General features: G+C 64.8%; 15 protein-coding genes and 7 pseudogenes. 18 read left to right on the top strand and 4 right to left on the bottom strand.

The features are described 5' to 3' along the window. Nucleotides 1-52: 52 nt before the first annotated feature. The 4 genes from K0H76_RS16460 to K0H76_RS16445 all read left to right on the top strand — a co-directional run bounded on the left by K0H76_RS16460 (nucleotide 53) and on the right by K0H76_RS16445 (nucleotide 2,610). Complete coding sequence (locus K0H76_RS16460; protein ID WP_258933673.1) at nucleotides 53-736, top strand: hypothetical protein; 684 nt, start codon at nucleotides 53-55, stop codon at nucleotides 734-736. 436 nt (nucleotides 737-1,172) lie between these two features. Continuing rightward, on the top strand, nucleotides 1,173-2,084 hold the full coding sequence (locus tag K0H76_RS16455) for a DUF1538 domain-containing protein (protein ID WP_258933672.1): 912 nt from the start codon (nucleotides 1,173-1,175) through the stop codon (nucleotides 2,082-2,084). Further along, nucleotides 2,066-2,314 (top strand): DUF1538 domain-containing protein, encoded by a 249-nt coding sequence (locus K0H76_RS16450; RefSeq protein WP_258933671.1) that lies wholly within the window; start codon nucleotides 2,066-2,068, stop codon nucleotides 2,312-2,314. The genes K0H76_RS16455 and K0H76_RS16450 overlap by 19 nt, the downstream gene beginning before the upstream one ends. Before the next feature lie 17 nt (nucleotides 2,315-2,331). Then, nucleotides 2,332-2,610 carry a DUF1538 domain-containing protein gene (locus K0H76_RS16445; RefSeq protein ID WP_258933670.1) on the top strand — a complete coding sequence of 93 codons (279 nt, stop codon included), beginning with the start codon at nucleotides 2,332-2,334 and terminating at the stop codon, nucleotides 2,608-2,610. 440 nt (nucleotides 2,611-3,050) lie between these two features. On the opposite strand, the gene K0H76_RS16440 is transcribed toward K0H76_RS16445, so the two are convergent. After that, the gene (locus K0H76_RS16440; protein WP_258933669.1) at nucleotides 3,051-3,308 is read right to left on the bottom strand and encodes an alpha/beta hydrolase; all 258 of its coding nucleotides are present in this window, start codon (nucleotides 3,306-3,308) and stop codon (nucleotides 3,051-3,053) included. 757 nt (nucleotides 3,309-4,065) lie between these two features. Next, nucleotides 4,066-4,494 (bottom strand): M23 family metallopeptidase, encoded by a 429-nt coding sequence (locus K0H76_RS16435; protein WP_258933668.1) that lies wholly within the window; start codon nucleotides 4,492-4,494, stop codon nucleotides 4,066-4,068. A 400-nt stretch (nucleotides 4,495-4,894) separates the two neighbouring features. Here K0H76_RS16435 and rpsB point away from each other — a divergent pair, with 400 nt between their 5' ends. The 8 genes and pseudogenes from rpsB to K0H76_RS16395 all read left to right on the top strand — a co-directional run bounded on the left by rpsB (nucleotide 4,895) and on the right by K0H76_RS16395 (nucleotide 10,090). Then, nucleotides 4,895-5,803: a 30S ribosomal protein S2 gene (gene rpsB, locus K0H76_RS16430; RefSeq protein ID WP_258933667.1), complete on the top strand. Its 909-nt coding sequence runs from the start codon at nucleotides 4,895-4,897 to the stop codon at nucleotides 5,801-5,803. Nucleotides 5,804-5,834: 31 nt separating this feature from the next. Continuing rightward, nucleotides 5,835-6,671 (top strand): translation elongation factor Ts, encoded by an 837-nt coding sequence (gene tsf, locus K0H76_RS16425; RefSeq protein ID WP_258933666.1) that lies wholly within the window; start codon nucleotides 5,835-5,837, stop codon nucleotides 6,669-6,671. Between the two features lie 118 nt (nucleotides 6,672-6,789). Further along, nucleotides 6,790-7,536: pseudogene (pyrH, locus tag K0H76_RS16420) on the top strand (UMP kinase). A 68-nt stretch (nucleotides 7,537-7,604) separates the two neighbouring features. Continuing rightward, nucleotides 7,605-8,161 (top strand): annotated as a pseudogene (frr, locus tag K0H76_RS16415) (ribosome recycling factor). 14 nt (nucleotides 8,162-8,175) lie between these two features. Next, nucleotides 8,176-8,658 carry a hypothetical protein gene (locus tag K0H76_RS16410; protein ID WP_258933665.1) on the top strand — a complete coding sequence of 161 codons (483 nt, stop codon included), beginning with the start codon at nucleotides 8,176-8,178 and terminating at the stop codon, nucleotides 8,656-8,658. Between the two features lie 219 nt (nucleotides 8,659-8,877). After that, the gene (locus K0H76_RS16405; protein ID WP_258933664.1) at nucleotides 8,878-9,048 is read left to right on the top strand and encodes a phosphatidate cytidylyltransferase; all 171 of its coding nucleotides are present in this window, start codon (nucleotides 8,878-8,880) and stop codon (nucleotides 9,046-9,048) included. A 208-nt stretch (nucleotides 9,049-9,256) separates the two neighbouring features. Continuing rightward, nucleotides 9,257-9,616 (top strand): DivIVA domain-containing protein, encoded by a 360-nt coding sequence (locus tag K0H76_RS16400; RefSeq protein ID WP_258933663.1) that lies wholly within the window; start codon nucleotides 9,257-9,259, stop codon nucleotides 9,614-9,616. A 5-nt stretch (nucleotides 9,617-9,621) separates the two neighbouring features. Continuing rightward, nucleotides 9,622-10,090, top strand: a pseudogene (locus K0H76_RS16395) (GNAT family N-acetyltransferase). A gap of 18 nt (nucleotides 10,091-10,108) precedes the next feature. Here K0H76_RS16395 and ald read toward each other — a convergent pair. Further along, nucleotides 10,109-11,193: pseudogene (gene ald, locus K0H76_RS16390) on the bottom strand (alanine dehydrogenase). Nucleotides 11,194-11,381: 188 nt separating this feature from the next. On the opposite strand from ald, the gene K0H76_RS16385 reads away from it, so the two are divergent. Next, nucleotides 11,382-11,633, top strand: a complete 252-nt coding sequence (locus tag K0H76_RS16385; protein ID WP_258935452.1) for a winged helix-turn-helix transcriptional regulator — start codon at nucleotides 11,382-11,384, stop codon at nucleotides 11,631-11,633. Then, a pseudogene (locus K0H76_RS16380) lies at nucleotides 11,600-11,716 on the top strand (Lrp/AsnC ligand binding domain-containing protein); the annotation flags it as partial. The gene K0H76_RS16385 and the pseudogene K0H76_RS16380, both read left to right, overlap by 34 nt. A gap of 216 nt (nucleotides 11,717-11,932) precedes the next feature. On the opposite strand, the pseudogene K0H76_RS16375 reads toward K0H76_RS16380, so the two are convergent. Next, nucleotides 11,933-13,485 (bottom strand): annotated as a pseudogene (locus K0H76_RS16375) (OFA family MFS transporter). Between the two features lie 492 nt (nucleotides 13,486-13,977). Here K0H76_RS16375 and K0H76_RS16370 point away from each other — a divergent pair. From K0H76_RS16370 to K0H76_RS16355, 4 genes and pseudogenes are all read left to right on the top strand, one after another. Continuing rightward, nucleotides 13,978-14,630, top strand: a pseudogene (locus tag K0H76_RS16370) (histidine kinase); the annotation flags it as partial. Then, complete coding sequence (locus K0H76_RS16365; RefSeq protein ID WP_258933662.1) at nucleotides 14,627-15,310, top strand: LytTR family DNA-binding domain-containing protein; 684 nt, start codon at nucleotides 14,627-14,629, stop codon at nucleotides 15,308-15,310. The pseudogene K0H76_RS16370 and the gene K0H76_RS16365, both read left to right, overlap by 4 nt. Nucleotides 15,311-15,390: 80 nt before the next feature. After that, nucleotides 15,391-15,744 carry a hypothetical protein gene (locus K0H76_RS16360; protein ID WP_258933661.1) on the top strand — a complete coding sequence of 118 codons (354 nt, stop codon included), beginning with the start codon at nucleotides 15,391-15,393 and terminating at the stop codon, nucleotides 15,742-15,744. Beyond that, complete coding sequence (locus tag K0H76_RS16355) at nucleotides 15,737-16,633, top strand: hypothetical protein (protein WP_258933660.1); 897 nt, start codon at nucleotides 15,737-15,739, stop codon at nucleotides 16,631-16,633. The genes K0H76_RS16360 and K0H76_RS16355 overlap by 8 nt, the downstream gene beginning before the upstream one ends. Nucleotides 16,634-16,684: the final 51 nt, after the last annotated feature.

The raw sequence follows: 16,684 nt of genomic DNA, 5'->3' as shown, positions 1-16,684 counted from the left end.
TCGGTCAGCCACAACGTGAAGGCCATCTACCAGCGGTATCTCGGGTGGTTCGATGGCAACCCAGCCCATCTGTGGGAACACCCCGGAGGAGCAGGCCATCCGATACGTCACAGCCATGGGCGGCGCTCAGGCGGCTCTCCACCACGCGCAGGAAGCACACTCCTCCGGTGATTTTCGCTGGGCGGCCACCGTACTGAACCATGTCATCTTTGCCGATCCGCAAAACATGGCAGCACGCGAACTGCAGGCTTCAACATTTGAACAGTTGGCCTACGGGTCAGAGAACGGAACCTGGCGAAACTTCTTCCTCACCGGTGCCCACGAGCTGCGCCACGGCAACGTCGGTACGCCGACGAGCACAGCGTCCCCCGACTTTCTGCAGGCACTCAGTGTGGAGCAGCTGTTGGACTCCCTCGCGATACGCGTTGATGGCCCTCGGTCATGGGACGAACGCATCGTCATCGAATGGGCACTGAACGATTCTGCCCGTCGCATCCGGATCGTTCTGGCCAACGGTGTGCTGACTCACCACCCCACGTCGACCCCAGGGGCTGACCTGGAGCTTGAACTGACCAGCGACATCACCACGCTCCGGCTATTGGTCACCGGCTTGGCCGATCCTTCGGATTTGGCCGAAGCCGGTCGGCTGCAGCATTCCGGAGCGATCGGCCGCTGGCAGGATCTCGTGGCTCTGCTGGACAAGCCCGATCCGGCTTTCGAGATCGTCCTTCCCTGACCTCCATTCGCCGCGGTGCCGGACGCCCCGGTGCATGCAGGCGTAGGTTCCATCGTCTTAGGTCGAAAGCGAGGCGACCTGCCGTCACCCATTCTCTGGTGGCGGCACCCGTACCGGGAGGACCTTGCAGTGAGCAGGGCTCATTGCACTGACCTCTGGATTAGCCTGCTGTGAGCTGTTGGAGCTGAAAGTGTCGTCCTGAACTGGAGAAAAGCAACTTCCAGCCAGGATTCGAGGCTTCTGGTTGTTATAGTCCGTTGATCGCGGATTGAAGTCCCGCACTCCCTGTGCGGGGGTGCCGTCGGCAGCCACTGCGCCCCGGGCCGGGGTCGGAGGCAGTAGTGGGACGGCTACCGAAAGGGTCCTCGTGAAACTAGCTCAGGCGCTGACACGGAGACTTATTCACGCACTGCGCGCTCTGGTCCCGATTCTCTGCGTGGTGGCCCTGTTTCAGCTGGTGGTATTCCGCCAAGTGCCTGACGACTGGTACGCGATTCTGGGCGGTCTGGTGATCGTGGCTGTCGGCATCGCCCTCTTCTTGGAGGGTCTGGAACGCAGCGTCTTTCCAGTCGGGAAGTCCATCACCAATAAGCTCATCCGGTCGGCGTCGCTGTGGAAAATCCTCCCCTTCTGCTTCCTGATCGGCTTTGCCGCAGTGATCGCGGAACCCGCACTGCTGTCGGTGGCAGACCAGGCCGAGGTAGTCAGTGAAGGCCAGGTGGACGGCTTCGTCTTCCGGCTGGTGATCGCAGTCAGTGTGGGCGCAGTGATGGTGCTGGGGGCACTCCGCGTGTTCTTAGGCTGGCCGCTGCACCGCATGCTCCTCATCGGCTACGGGGTCGTGCTGATCCTTACCGTCTCCTCACCGCCGGAGATCGCCAGCCTCGCCTACGACTCCGGCGGGGTCACCACCAACATCGTGACAGTTCCCCTGATAGCTGCCATCGGCATAGGCATGGCGTCCTCGATCACCGGACGCAGTCGGCTCCGTGACGGCTTCGGGCTTGTCGCCCTGTGTGTGATGGTCCCCATTGTCGGGGTGCAGCTCTACGGCCTCGTGGTTTATCAATTTGGGTCACCGGGCGAGGCCGTGGTCGCCAATGGGACAGAGGATGTGCTCCCGTGGTGGCTGGACCTGATGGTTGGGCTGGTCTATGTGGGCCGAGATGTACTGCCAGTCATCCTGGTCGTGCTGTTCTTCCAGTTCGTGATCCTGCGACGGCGACTGGGCAACCCAATTCAGGCCACAGTGGGGTTCGGCATGGTGGTTCTGGGTCTCTACGGGTTCATCGTTGGTCTTGAACTCGGGCTGATCCCTATGGTAAGCAGATGGCGGAACAGCTCATAGAGACTGACCGGATGTTCCTCATCGTCGCCTTCGGAGTGCTGATCGGCTTCGCTGCGACCATGGCTGAGCCTGCGCTGATCGCGATTGCTGAAGAGGCTGAAGAGATCTCAGAGAAGCGCTTGCGGGCTGGCACGCTTCGGCTCCTGGTGGCCTGCGGGGTAGCTGCGGGCATCGGGATAGGAGTGCTGCGGATCCTCACTGGCGCACCGTTTGGGTTGGTCATTGCTTAAGCCTCTATCTGCTGGCGATGGTCCTGCTGCTTCTGGCACCCAAACAGCACGTTCCGCTGGCCTTCGACCTTGGAGGCGTGACAACCAGCGAGATTACGGTCCCGCTGATCACCGCATTGGGTATCGGGCTGGCCGCCGCGGTGCCTGGGCGCGACATGCTCGTCGACGGCTTCGGCCTTATCGCTTTCGCTTCAGTCGGACCAGTGATCGCCGTCCTGAGCTACGCTCTTCTCATCCGGTTCAGTTCCGTCAGAGCTGATTCCAGCCGCACCGACGTCGAATCTACGGAGGCATGATGTCTCATAAGGCCGTGTTCGTCATCATCCCCGATGACCGGGAGGAAAAGGCCATCTCGCTCGTTGAGGAAGCCGGGGCCACCGGCGTGACCGCTCTCTCCGCTCGGGGTGGGCCAGAAGTCGCGGCGGACTTTCTTCGGCGCCAGGTTCGTCGGAGCTCAGACTGCGCTCATTATTCTGGTGACCGAAGACAAAGTCGAGCCGATCTTGTCATGCCTCGAAGAAGTCCTCTTCGAAGACGGAGACCCGCACGGAATCAGTTTCGTCGTGCCGGTGGAGGCAAGCTCCGTTCCTCTGCTGAGCCCCGAATCCGACTGAGATGCCCCCTGCTGATCGCTATGACCCTGCGCGCTGCGCCTGCGCATAGGGACGTCGCCGCTCCCGCGGATTCATGCGCCCCTGCGGCTCAGTGAGGTCGCAGCAATGAGGAGATGCGTGGCTCAGGGGTCGACGTTCTCGGCGAGACGGGCAACCACCTCTGCGACCTCCGGGCCGAACATGATCGGGTCGTTGTGATCGGCATTCTCGACAATCCGCTCCTCGACGAGATTCGGAGCCGCAGCGGCAACTTGCGCACTCAGCTCAGTCGGCACCACCGAGTCGTGCTCCGCCCGGATGACAGAAATCGGCACCTGGGTCTGGCCCACGTGTGCCGCCACGGGAACTCGTCGCGAAGGATCGTACGCACGGGAAGCCACGGGTAGTGCTCCCGGCCCACGTCGGCCAGTTCAGTGAACGGAGAGCGGAACGCCGCTGCGGCTGGGGACGTTCGGTCAGCAGTGCGGCGATCACGCCGCCGCCGATGGATTCTCCGAAATAGATGGTGCGCTCGGGCGGAAACCCCTGGGCCTCGAGGGCGACAACGGCGGCCATCCCATCACGGACGAGCCCCTCCTCGCTCGGATCCCCGGGTTTGTGCTGTAGCCGCGATAGTCCAGGAGGAGCACTGCGAAACCCTCATTCTGCAGTTCACTGGCCAGACCGGTCCGAGAGGCACGGTTTCCGCCGTTTCCGGGGTCATGAGCACTGCTAAGGCCCGGTCCTCTGCCTCTGCTGATGCCGGTGCGAACCACGCGCCCAGGTGAAGGCCGTCAGAGGTTCGGAGAGTCAGGTCTTCACCGCCCGAAAGGGCCTCAGCTGTAAGCGGTACCTCCGTGGTATCCGGGAAGTAGATCAGGGAGCGCTGGAAGGCCCACACAAGTGCCATCACAACCCCGACTGCCACCAGGATCGTGAGAGCCCCGGCCATGAGTTTCCGGCCGCGTAAACGCTCCTCGGCAACTGGTCATCACGTTCCATAAGACCATGATCGCTGATCTGCCGAGCAACTATCCGACTCCCCGGCAGATGAGCGTATAACCGCAGGTGGGGTGGATCACGAATCTCGCTCGGGGAGCCACAGGTCACGCATCGGAGCGTTCGTCGAGGGCAGCAGCACGGAGGGTTCGACTGGGCCTAAGAGGAGCATCGGGTTGATGTATTCGCCGTGGTGTCGGACTCCCCAGTGCAGGCAGGGGAGTCGCAGTGGTGGGTGGCGTTGTCGTAGGTGTCTAGGTGCCCGATGGGTTGTCCTTGGCTGACTCGGTCTCCGACTGTGAGGTCGCTGTCGACGGGCTCGAAGGAGCTGATGTATCCGTTGCCGTGGTTAATCGAGAGCACCTGGCGGTTGACCACTTTGCCTGAGAAGCTGACGACCCCGTCAGCGGGGAGCGGATCTGCGCGTTCTGGGCTGTGTCCAGGTCTGCACCCCGGTGGCCCCGTGCCCACGGGCAGGGAGCCGCAAACGCGCGCACCACGGACGCGCCTGCAGACGGACTCCTCCAATCGTCGGGATGATCCGCCGCGCTCGCCGTCGTCAGGGGCAGTGCCAGCATCATCAGGCACAGCATCGCCCCGGCAAGGGCGGGCAGTCGTCTTCGAAGGCATGAATGCCACTCTGCCCTGAGGCCCAGCGGCCGGGTACACCTGTGCAAGAGCGAGGACGCACCCTGTGGTTGGGCATTCCTTCCCTGTGCCGCTAGACTTTGCCCAGCAGCTGGTGTGCGTGGTCCTTCCGCGCGCCCAACTGACTACGCGCTGTGATTCCCCGCGTTCTGCGCGGGTCGTCCCCTTCGGTCCACTTCCGACGCCCAGACATCTGGGCAAGGCAGGTGCTGGGGCCGCGAGCTTCGGCTTGCTTCGCAGCTAGGAATCCGGGAAAGCCGGAGATATTCGCAACCGATAAAACGAGTAAGCGCTGCATGGGTACGCCCATGTTGTAAGCCCGGCACCGAAAGGACTTTTCATGTCTGTCGTCACTATGCGCCAACTGCTGGACTCCGGCGTTCACTTCGGTCACCAGACCCGCCGCTGGAACCCGAAAATGAAGCGCTACATCTTCACCGAGCGCAACGGCATCTACATCGTCGACCTGCAGCAGTCGCTGTCCTACATCGACCGCGCCTACGAGTTCGTCAAGCAGACGGTCGCCCACGGCGGCACCGTCCTCTTCGTCGGCACCAAGAAGCAGGCCCAGGAAGCCATCGCCGAACAGGCGACCCGCGTCGGCCAGCCCTACGTGAACCACCGTTGGCTCGGAGGCATGCTCACCAACTTCGCCACCGTCTCCAAGCGAGTGCAGCGGATGAAGGAGCTCGAGGAGATCGACTTCGACGACGTCGCAGGCTCCCAGTACACCAAGAAGGAGCTGCTGCTGCTCTCCCGCGAGCTGGAGAAGCTGCGCTCCAACCTGGGCGGCATCCGGAACCTCACCAAGACTCCGTCCGCCATCTGGGTCGTGGACACCAACAAGGAGCACCTGGCCGTCGACGAGGCTCACAAGCTGGGCATCCCCGTGGTCGGCATCCTCGACACCAACTGCGACCCCGACGAGGTCCACTACCCCATCCCCGGCAACGACGACGCCATCCGCTCCGTCGACCTGCTCACCCGCGTGATCGCAGACGCGGCTGCTGACGGCCTCATCGCCCGCGACGAGAAGCGCGGCGGCGGCTCCAGCCAGGCAGCCGCAGAGCCGATGGCTGAGTGGGAGCGCGAGCTGCTCGAGCAGCACGCGGCCGAGAAGGGCGCCGAGCAGCCTGACCAGGCTTCCCCCTCCAACGAGGGAGACGCTGTCGCAGAGGAGGAGACCGGCGAAGCCGCCGTTCCCACCAACGCGGACGCCAGCGAAGCTGCCGAGAAGACCGAAGCCTGATCCTTTAAACCCTCCGGGAGGAACGCAACCCATGGCGAACTACACCGCTGCCGACATCAAGGCCCTGCGCGAGCGCACCGGCGCAGGCATGATGGACGTCAAGAAGGCCCTTGACGAGTCCGACGGCGACGTCGACAAGGCCATCGAGGCCATCCGCATCAAGGGCCTGAAGGGTGCGGCCAAGCGCGAAGGCCGGTCGGCCGCCGAAGGCCTCATCACTGCGAAGGTGACTGACCAGGTAGGCTACCTGCTCGAGGTCAACGCAGAGACCGACTTCGTCGCCAAGTCCGACAAGTTCATCGCCCTCGCAGACAAAGTTCTCGAAGTGGCTGTGGTAAGCGGCCACAACGGCGTCGAAGCTCTGCTCGAGGACGAAGTCGACGGCAAGAAGCTGTCCGACTACGTCACCGAAGAGGCAGCCATCCTGGGCGAGAAGGTCGTCGTCCGCCGCCTGACCAAAATCACCGGCGGATACGTCGACGCCTACCTGCACAAGACCGCCAAGGACCTGCCCGCGCAGGTCGGCGTGCTCGTTGCAGTGGCAGACGACTCCGAAGAGGCCAAGGCCGCCGCTCACGACGTCGCGGTGCACGCCGCCGCGATGTCGCCGAGCTACCTCGTCCGCGACGAAGTTCCCGAGGAGAAGGTGGCCGATGAGCGCCGCATCGCCGAGGAGACTGCCCGCGCCGAGAACAAGCCCGAACAGGCCATCTCGAAGATCATCGAGGGTCGCACCAACGCGTACTTCAAGGAGCACGTCCTGGTGGACCAGCCCTTCGCCAAGGACCCCAAGCAGAGCGTCAGCCAGATCCTCGACGCTGCCGGGACCAAAGCTGTGGGCTTCGTCCGCTTCCGCGTCGGATCCTGAACGAAAGACGCTAGACTGAGCTGAACGTCTTCACAGGAAAGGGGTGGCCATCTTCCAGGTGGCCGCCCCTTTTCCTATGCCCACCCTGTTCGAGAAGCCACGTGCCGCGGAGGACCCCATGACAGAGCCCCTGACCACACGCACCACTGAAGACACCGCCGCAGCAGGCCGCCGACGCGTGCTCCTCAAGCTCTCCGGCGAAGTGTTCGGAGGCGGATCAGTGGGCGTGGACCCCGCCACAGTGCGCGCCATCGCTGAACAGATCGCCGCCGTCCGCGACCAAGTCGAAGTCAGCGTCGTCGTCGGAGGCGGCAACTTCTTCCGCGGAGCCGAACTCTCCAAAGTGGCATGGACCGAGCACGCGCCGACTACATGGGCATGCTCGGCACCGTGATGAACGCCCTGTCGCTCCAAGACTTCCTCGAACAGTCCGGCCAGCCCACCCGTGTGCAGACCGCAATCTCCATGGCACAGGTCGCCGAACCATACATACCCCTGCGCGCAGTGAGGCACATGGAAAAAGGCAGGGTCGTCGTCTTCGGCGCAAGCGCCGGAATGCCCTTCTTCTCCACAGACACCGTCTGCGCCCAGCGTGCCCTGGAAGTCGGAGCGCAGCAGGTGCTCATGGCGAAGTCAGGCGTCGACGGCGTCTACACCGCCGACCCTCGCACCGACCCCACCGCCGAGAAGCTCGACACCTCACCTATGATGAGGCCCTGCGCAGGAACATCCGAGTGATGGACCAGACCGCCATGACCATGTGCAACGACAACGGACTCCCCATGCGCGTCTTCGGCATGGAAGGGGAAGGAACATCACCCGCGCCCTCCTCGGAGAGCCGCTCGGCACCGCCGTCAACCCCTGATCATGCCGCGCGCGACCACACTTCAGTAGACTGCCACCTGGCACAACCGGACACCCAAGGAGAGACCCGTGATTGACGAGACCCTGCTCGAGGCCGAAGAGGCCATGGAGCGGACAGTCGAAGCCACCAGCGAAGACTTCGCCACCGTTCGCACCGGTCGGGCCAACCCCGCCCTGTACTCCAAGGTGCTCGTGAACTACTACGGCAGCGCCACCCCGCTGCAGCAGCTGGCGTCCTTCAACACCCCGACGCCCGCACCATCCTCATCACCCCCTACGACATCTCCGCGATGCGTGAGATCGAAAAGGCCCTCTCCGACTCCGAGATCGGAGCCAACCCGTCCAACGACGGCAAACAGATCCGCATCACCATGCCCGACCTCACCGAAGAGCGGCGCAGGGAATACGTGAAGCTCGTCAAAGGCAAAGCCGAAGACCACAAAGTGTCCGTGCGAAACGCCCGACGCAAAGCCAAAGAAGCCATGGAGAAGGCCGCCAAGGACGGCGAAGTCGGTGAGGATGACGCCGAACGCGGCACCAAAGAGCTCGAGAGCCTGACCAAGAAGCATGTCGACCGCATCGACGACATGGCCAAGCGCAAGGAAGCCGAGCTGCTCGAGGTCTGAGCCTCCTACACCGCATGCCCTCCCCGACGCTGCCCGAACCCGCACGCAACGAGCCTCGGGGTGGCCGTGACCTGCCCGCCGCAATAGCCACAGGCGCTGCGCTGCTGGTCCCGGCAGTCATCGGTATCCTCTTCTTCGTCGAAGTTCTCATACTCCTCTTCTCGGTCCTTCTCTGCTTGGGAGTGTGGGAAGTCGCGCGCGCCCTCAAGGGCCAGGGCTACAACGTGCCCGTTGTGCCGCTGTGCGTCGGATCCGTGGGGATGCTGGTCGCTGCCTACTTCGCAGCAGAGGAAGGCCTCGTCCTGAGCTTCGCCGTGACAAGCGCGCTCATTCTCGTCTGGGTCTGGGTGAGCTCAGCAGTCAGGGCCACGCCCATCGGTGCGGAGAAGCCCCGATCCAGTCCGCCGCCGCAGCAGTCTTCATCGGATGCTGGGTGCCCTTCCTCGTCTCCTTCGCTGTGCTGCTGGTGCAGATGGACGACGGAGCATGGCGACTAACCGTCGTCGTTCTCCTGGTGGTCTGCAACGACACCTTCGGCTACATCGCTTACCGACTGTTCGGCCGCCGTCCCATGGCCCCCAAGGTCAGCCCGAAGAAGTCCTGGGAAGGGTTCGCTTACTCGCTCCTCGGTGCCGCAGCCGTCAGCGCGCTCTTCTCCTGGATCGTCTTCGATGAGCCCCTGTACGCCGGCTGTCCTCCTAGCAGTCATCGTGGTCGTGGCGGCAACCGCTGGCGACTTCGCCGAATCGATGGTCAAAGAGAAGCTAGGCATCAAGGACATGTCCAACGCACTGCCCGGCCACGGCGGCGTCATGGACCGCCTCGACTCCGTCGTCTGGGCAATGCTTACCGCATACCTCGGCGTGGTGGCACTGGGCCTCGCCTGACCAGACTTAGGCTAAAGACCATGTCGCAACCACTGTTCACCCTGCTCTCCGAGAACGAGCACGGCTACAGCCGGGAGGAAGTCGATCAGTTCATGGCGCGCGCCAGGACTGCCTACGACTCCGGACGGAGCATGCCGCTCGCCGAGATTCGCGAGGCAAGCTTCTCCCTCGGTGCCGGGGATACAGCCCCGCTGAAGTCGACGCAGCCTTGGATCGTCTCGAAGACGCGTTCGCCTCCGCTGAGCGCGACCGCTACATCGCAGCGCACGGCGAGGACGCCTGGTACGAGCTGCTTGCTGAGCGCGCCGAGCCCCTGCGCCGCCGTCTCGAACGCCCTGAGGGTCAACGATTCCGCGAGCCCTCAGGCGACGGCACCGGCTACCGCCGGGCAGACGTTGACCAGCTCGCGCACCGGCTGGAGCAGTACCTCGACGGGGAGAACCCCATGAGCGTCGATGAGATCCGCACGGTCGCCTTCGAGACCGCGTCCGGCAGCTCCGCATATGACGAAGCCCAGGTGGACGCCTTCCTCGATCGTATGACTGAGATCATGGCTTCGGTAGGCTGAGCAGAATGAACATCACACTGCGGGACGTCAACGAGGCCGACCTGAACCAGTTCTTCCAATTCCAGCAGGACGCCGACGCCGCCCACATGGCCGGATTCGCGCCCACCAACCCCGGGACCGCAGCGTCTTCGACCACCACTGGGGCCAGCTCCTGGGAGATGAGTCCTCGCTGGTCCGCACCATCGACGTCGACGGGGTTCCCGCCGGTTCGATCGCCGTGTTCCAGGAGGAGGACGCCCACGAGATCATGTTCTGGACCGACAAGCAGTTCTGGTCTCAGGGCATCACCACGTCCGCGGTCGACCAGTTCCTCCAGGAGTTTGCCTCGCGTCCCCTCAGGGCGAGAGTCGTGGCGGACAACGGCGGATCGCTGAAGATCCTCACCACGCGGGGCTTCCGCGAAGTGGGGAGGAGCAGGTCTTCTCCAACGCCCGCGCGAGCGTCGTCACCGAGAAGATCCTGCAGCTCGACTGACCCGCACGCGCTGCTCGCTCAGGCCTCCATGCCGTGAGCCTCAGCCACCTCGCTGCTGCGCAGCGCACCTTCTGCCGTGCTCAGTCCGCTGGCCAAGCCCGGATCACTCTCCAGTGCGCTCTGCCAGCCCTGCCCCGCGAGCTGAAGCACGTAGGGGAGCGTCACGTTGGTCAGCGCCTTCGTCGAGGTGGCAGGGACCGCGCCAGGCATATTCGTGACGCAGTACATCACCGCATCGCCGAGCCGGAACGTCGGCTCAGCATGAGTGGTGCCTGCTGAGCCCTCGAAGCACCCGCCCTGGTCGATCGCCACGTCGACGAACACCGTGCCCGGCTGCGAGCTGCGAATCATCTCCTCGCTGACCAGCTTGGGTGCCGCAGCGCCGGGCACCAGCACCGAGCCGATGACCAGGTCAGCGTCAGCGACCTGCTGAGCGATCTCGTACGGGTTCGAGACCCGGGTTCCGATAGCGCCGCGGTACCGGGCGTCGAGCTCACGCAGGCGCGCCGGAGAAATGTCCAGCACCTCCACGCGTGCTCCCAGCCCCAGGGCCACTCGTGCAGCATTCTCTCCCGCTACGCCGCCGCCGATCACCACGACCTTTCCCGGGAGGCTCCGGGGACGCCGGAGAGCAGCACACCGCGGCCTCCGGCGGCCGCCTTCAGGTGAGCAGCACCCTCCAGCGTGGCGAGCCCCGCCACTTCGCTCATCGGCGTCAGAAGCGGCAGGCTTCCGTCCTTGGCCCGCACCGTCTCATAGGCGATGGATGTGGTCTCCGAGGCGACCAGCGCCTCAGTCAGCGCCTTATCGGCGGCGAGGTGCAGGTAGGTGAAGAGCAGGAGCCCCGGACGAAGGAACCCGTACTCCTCCTCAACAGGCTCCTTGACCTTCAGGACCATATCCGCCGCCCACGCCTGCTGCGCATCGGCGACGATTTCAGCACCGACATCGGTGTAGTCAGCATCGCTGTACCCGGAGGCAGATCCCGCCTGAGTCTGGATGAGAACCTCGTGCCCATCGCGGACCAGCGCATCGACGCCTGCTGGGGTGAGGGCCACTCGGTACTCGTGATTCTTCACTTCTGCGGGAACGCCTACGCGCATAAGATCCTCCGTGGAGTTGATGGGACAGCACTCAGAGTATGCACGGATATTCACCGACAATCATGAACTGTCGAACGAACGGCGGTCACATGGCACAATTCGGTTCGAATATTCTGCGAAAGGGATGGTCAGGGCATGCTTAAGCCAAAGATTATGCTCCGCTGCTGGACTCAGCTGATCGTGCGATTCTGCATCGGCTCAACGTCAACGCGCGAGCAGCGAATGCCGAGCTCGCCCGCGAAGTGGGGCTCTCGCCGAGCGCCTGCCTGGCACGCGTGCGTTCTCTGGTGGACAGAGGCGTCATCTCTCGGTTCACCGTGGAGGTGGACCCCGCGTCCTCGGCTACCACCTGCAGGCGCTCGTCAGCGTCCGCATCCGACCCGGTGCGCGGCATCTCATGGAGCAGATGGCGCAGGACCTTCGCGAGCATCCCGAAGTGACGCAGCTGTTCATCCTGGGCGGCACCGAGGACTTTCTCATCCACGTTCAGGTCAGGGACGCCGAACATGTGCGACGGTTCGTGCTCGAGCACCTGTCCTCCAACCCTGCCGTCGCACTCACGCAGACCAACCTGGTGTTTGAGCACCACACAGCCCGGGCAGGCCTGCCCGTCATGGACCAGGCGCTGCCCGGGCTGCGACGGGGCGTACGGGGTCAGCTGATCATGGAGTGCACAACCCGCACCGCAGCTGCTGCCGCACGTGCTGCGGTGAGCAGTCCGCCGACCTGCTCGTCTCCGCTAAGCGACCTCGTCGGGCTCGGGCGGGAAGAACAGCTGCACAGCGTTGATGAGGGTGTAGATCAGGCCGAAGAGCATCGGAATGGACACGATGATCCAGGCGACGGGGATCGGAACGATCGGTGCGGCCGCGGGCTTCACCGCAGCGGCTTCCTGCTGCGCCCTCTGCTCCGCGGGAGCACCCGACGGAGCCGCGCCCTCAAGAGCATCGGAGTCCTTGGACTCCTCGTGCCACTTCGAGTGGACCGGTCGGACCAGCAGGTTGGCGATGAATCCCACCAGCAGCAGGCCAGCCATGATGAACAGGGCCGGGCGGTAGTCCGCCGCCGTGAGATCCGTCCCTGCGGTGCCCTCGGCCGAGTCAAGGGTGATGTTGACGATGGCGGGACCTGCGATCCCGGCTACTGACCATGCCGTCAGCAGTCGGCCGTGGATGGCTCCACCTGCAGTGTGCCGAAGAGGTCACGCAGGTAGGCCGGAATGGTGGCGAACCCGCCGCCGTAGAAGGACAGGATGATGCTTAAGCCGGGACGATGAACGCGGCCATGTTCGTGTCGCCGAATGTTCCCAGCGATACGTAGAGCGCAGCACCCAGGCCCAGGTACATCATGTAGATCGGCTTGCGGCCGATTTTGTCCGAAGTCGAGGCCCAGATGAACCGTCCCAGGGTGTTGGTCAGCGACAGGTAGCCGACGAAGTAAGCCGCGGCGACCGCTGCGACCTCCGGGTGGGCGAAGGTCTCGCCGGTGTCGTCGCGGAAGAAGTCCTGAACGAAGTTGGCTGCCTGCGGAAGCAGGCCCACTGCGGCGGTGACATTGACGAACAGCACCACCCACAGCAGCCAGAACTGAGGTGTGCGCAGAGCGTTGTTGGCCGTGACGTTGCCCGCGGAGACCATCTTGGAGGTCTTCCGCACGCTCGGGTCGAAGCCCTCGGGCTTCCATCCGTCGGCAGGAACACGGATGATCCAGGCGGCGAAGAGCATCATCGGGGCGTAGATGACCGCGAGGGTCAGGAAGAGGTATCCGACCGAATTGCCGGCGTCGGCGCCCATGGTGTCGAAGACGCCCAGCATCAGGTTGGAGAAGGGTGCGGCGATCATCGCGCCGACGCCGAAGCCCATGATAGCCATGCCGGTGCCCAAGCCGGGACGGTCCGGGAACCACTTCATCAGCGTGGAGACCGGCGCGATGTAGCCGATGCCCAGGCCGATGCCGCCGAGCACTCCGTACCCGAGACCCACGAGCCACAGCTGCTGGGTGAAGATGCCGACCGAGCCGACGACGAATCCGGTGATCCAGAAGGTGGTGGAGGCGAGCATCGCCATCCGTGGGCCGCGGTAGTCGACCCACTTGCCGAACAGGGCCGCGGAGAGGCCCATCAGGAAGATCGAGAGGGAGAAGGCGAAGAATGCCACGGCAGTCTGAGCCGGGTGCTCCCGCCGAAGATGGGGCCCAGGACCTGGCCGAAGATCCCGACCAGGGGTCCTCAGCGAAGTGGCCCGCAAGTCTCGACTGGTAGACGGACGTCCCGTAGACCTGACCGATGCACATGTGGAGCGCCAGGGCCGAAGGCGGAATCAGCCACCGGTTGAATCGAGGACCCGCCTTGATTCGGTGGTACGAGGGGGCGCGCAGCTCGGCAGAGGCAGGGGCTGCCTTCGTCTGCCGCTCGTCGACCGCGGAAGCGGTGGCTGAGTCAGTCATCAGCTGCCTTTCTAGGAAACGTGTAGGGGCACAGAGCAGGTGGTCACCCGTTGTGACTCGGCACACATTTGCATGATGCTCGCGCCAGCGGCCTCCGAGGTACGACGAGCGGCATCGCTCCTGCGGCAAGCGGTCAGTCCGCGCTCAGAACGGTCGGCGAGTCCCTAGACTGGCGGGATGGAGCAGGCGAGCGCGACGACAGTGATCCTGGTGGTCATCATCGCTGTGCTCACCGCGCTGGTGCTCTATGTCGCCGCCCGAGGCCGCGGGGCTGCCCCTTCGGCGGATGATGCCGCGGCGGTCGAGCCGACGCCCGATGATGCTGTGGACTACCGCGCTCTGGCCGAGGCCACACGGCGGCAGCTTGTCGAGGCAGAGCTGAGAACCCTGCGCAGCCAGATCTCTCCGCACTTCATCTACAACAGCCTCAACGCCATCGCCGCGACCATTCCCGCGGACCCGGTCAAAGCGCGAGAGCTCGTCATCGACTTCGCAGACTTCACCCGGTACAGCCTGCGCGGTGCAGGTGACTTCACCACCCTTGAGGAGGAGCTGGCCGCCGTGGAGCGGTACGTGCTGCTCGAGCAGGCCCGATTCGAGGACCGGGTCCAGGTGCGTCTGAAGATCGCCCCGGAGGTCCTGAGCCTCAAGATCCCGTTCCTTGCTGTCCAGCCGCTGGTTGAGAACGCCGTCCGCCACGGGATGGACTCCGTCACCGGCCACGCGAAGGTCCGACTCACCGGGCAGGACGAGGGACGCACGCCGTCATCAGCGTGGAGGACGACGGCCCGGGCGCAGACCCCGAGCAGATCCGCAGGGTGCTCGTGGGCGAAGAGGGCAGCACCCACATCGGGCTGCGCAACGTCGACCTGCGCCTGCGGCAGGCCTACGGCGGGGCCGACGGTCTGCAGATCGAGACCGCAGAGGGCGCCGGGATGCGCGTGTGGATGCGCGTGCCGAAGTTCCAGCCCGGTGCGGAGGAGACCGTATGAAGATTCTGGTCGTCGATGACGAGAAGCCCGCCGTCACCCAGATGCAGTGGATGCTGGACTCCGAACCGTTGGCAGAGACCGTCCACACCGCATACAACGCGGCCCAGGCCAAACACATCATCAGCACCCAGCCCATCGATGTGATGCTGCTGGACATCCACATGCCCGGGCAGAACGGCATGCAGCTGGCGCGGCAGCTCACAGAAAGGGTCGCCGACGGAGAGCCGATCCCGCAGATCATCTTCATCACTGCGGACGCCCAGCCCGCCGTGGAGGCCTTCGAGCTCGCCGCCCGCGACTACCTGCTCAAGCCGGTCAGAGCCTCGCGGCTCCGCGAAGCCCTGCGCCGCGCCTCCGAGGCGCTGAGCTCCCACCCCGGCAGCGCAGCTCCAGCGCCCCCGCGGATCTCCGTCAGCCGCGGCGACTCCATCGTTCTCCTCGAGCTGCCCTCCATACGCCGTGCTGAGGCCCAGGGCGACTATGCCCGGCTCCACACCGACCGCGGCTCCTTCCTGCTGCGTGCCGCCCTTGCTGAGCTGGAGGAGCAGTGGGGTCCGCACGGGTTCGTACGCATCCATCGCTCTCACCTCATCAGTCTGAACCATGTGGAGCGGGTCCAGCAGCGCGCCGGTCGCATGAGCATCCGTGTGGCGGGTGAGGACCTGGAGGTGAGCCGCTAACTCATGCCGCATGTGCGGGACCGGCTCTCCGCGGTGGGCCGATGAGCCAGCATCTTGCCCCGTCGTCGCGCCAGAAGGTGGTGGGCCCCCAGATCCCGCCCACTGCGGAGGAGGCCCTGCTGGATCCCCGTCGCGGGCATCTGCGCGGCGGCTCGCACGAGTCGGAGGCGGATGCTGAAGTCCTTGCGCTGATCTCGGCCAAGCTGCGGATTGCGGTAGCCATCGGAGTGGGATTCTTCGTCCTGCTGGTGACGGTGTGCGCGGCCTTGGCGCTGTCCACGTACCAGGGCCCGCTGATGTGGATCATCCCAGGGGTGGTCCTGTATCCGATCATCCTCGCGGCAGGACGGTTCTACCTCCTGAGGATCCTCCGGTACGACCGCGCATACCGACGCCGCCGCAGCGCACGCGCCGGGACGGAGCCGAGTGCCTGAGGGGCCCATGCGGGAGTACGCCATCGCGGCGATCATCCTCGTCTTCGCGGCCACCATGCTGGTGAGCCTCTTCGGAGTGCGCGTCGTCCGCTCCACGAGCGACTTCTACGTCGCCTCGCGCCGCGTCTCACCGCGGATGAACGCGTCCGCGCTGGTAAGCGAGTACATATCTGCGGCCAGCTTCCTGGGCGTGGCCGGGCTGATCGTCGCCGAGGGCACCTACGGCCTGTGGTTTCCGCTGGGCTACACGGTAAGCTGTCTGACGATGCTGCTGTTCATGACAGGGCCGCTGCGCCGTTCAGGCGCGTACACCGTCCCCGACTTCGTGAGCCTGCGCTTCTCCTCCTCCCGGCTGCGGGTGGCGACAGTCATCATCGTGGTGCTGACGGGGTGGATGTACATCGTCCCTCAGCTCCACGGTGCGGCGCTCGCGCTGACCACCACCACGGGGCTGCCTGCGTGGACCGGGCCTGCCGCAGTGATTCTGGTGGTGCTCGCCACCGTGCTGCCCGGCGGCATGAGGTCGGTAACGATTGCCCAGGCCATCCAGTACTGGATCAAACTCTGCGCACTCCTGATTCCCCTGATCTTCATCCTGCTGCAGACCAACACGCTCGGCGGTCCCGGGCTGCCGGGATGGGACGCGTCCGTCTGGCACGACGGAACAGGCACCTCGCCAGCGGACTTCTACCGGATCGTCTCCCTGCTGCTGGCGCTGATGCTGGGGACCATCGGACTGCCGCACGTGCTGGTGCGGTTCTACACCAACCCCGACGGCGACGCCGCCCGTCGCACCACGTTCCTGCTGCTGGGGCTTCTGTCCGGCTTCTACATCCTGCCGGTCGCTCTGGGCGTGATCTCCCGGGCGGTCTTCGCCGAGGGGAGCTGAGTTCGCCGGATACGGCTCTGCTGCGGCTCCCGAGCGCCGTCTTCGACGGTG

This window comes from Nesterenkonia pannonica (assembly GCF_019575955.1).
GTDB classification, from domain to species: Bacteria; Actinomycetota; Actinomycetes; order Actinomycetales; family Micrococcaceae; genus Nesterenkonia; species Nesterenkonia pannonica.
The sequence above is the reverse complement of the archived record's forward strand: the minus strand, read 5'-3'. Positions and strand labels throughout refer to the sequence as shown.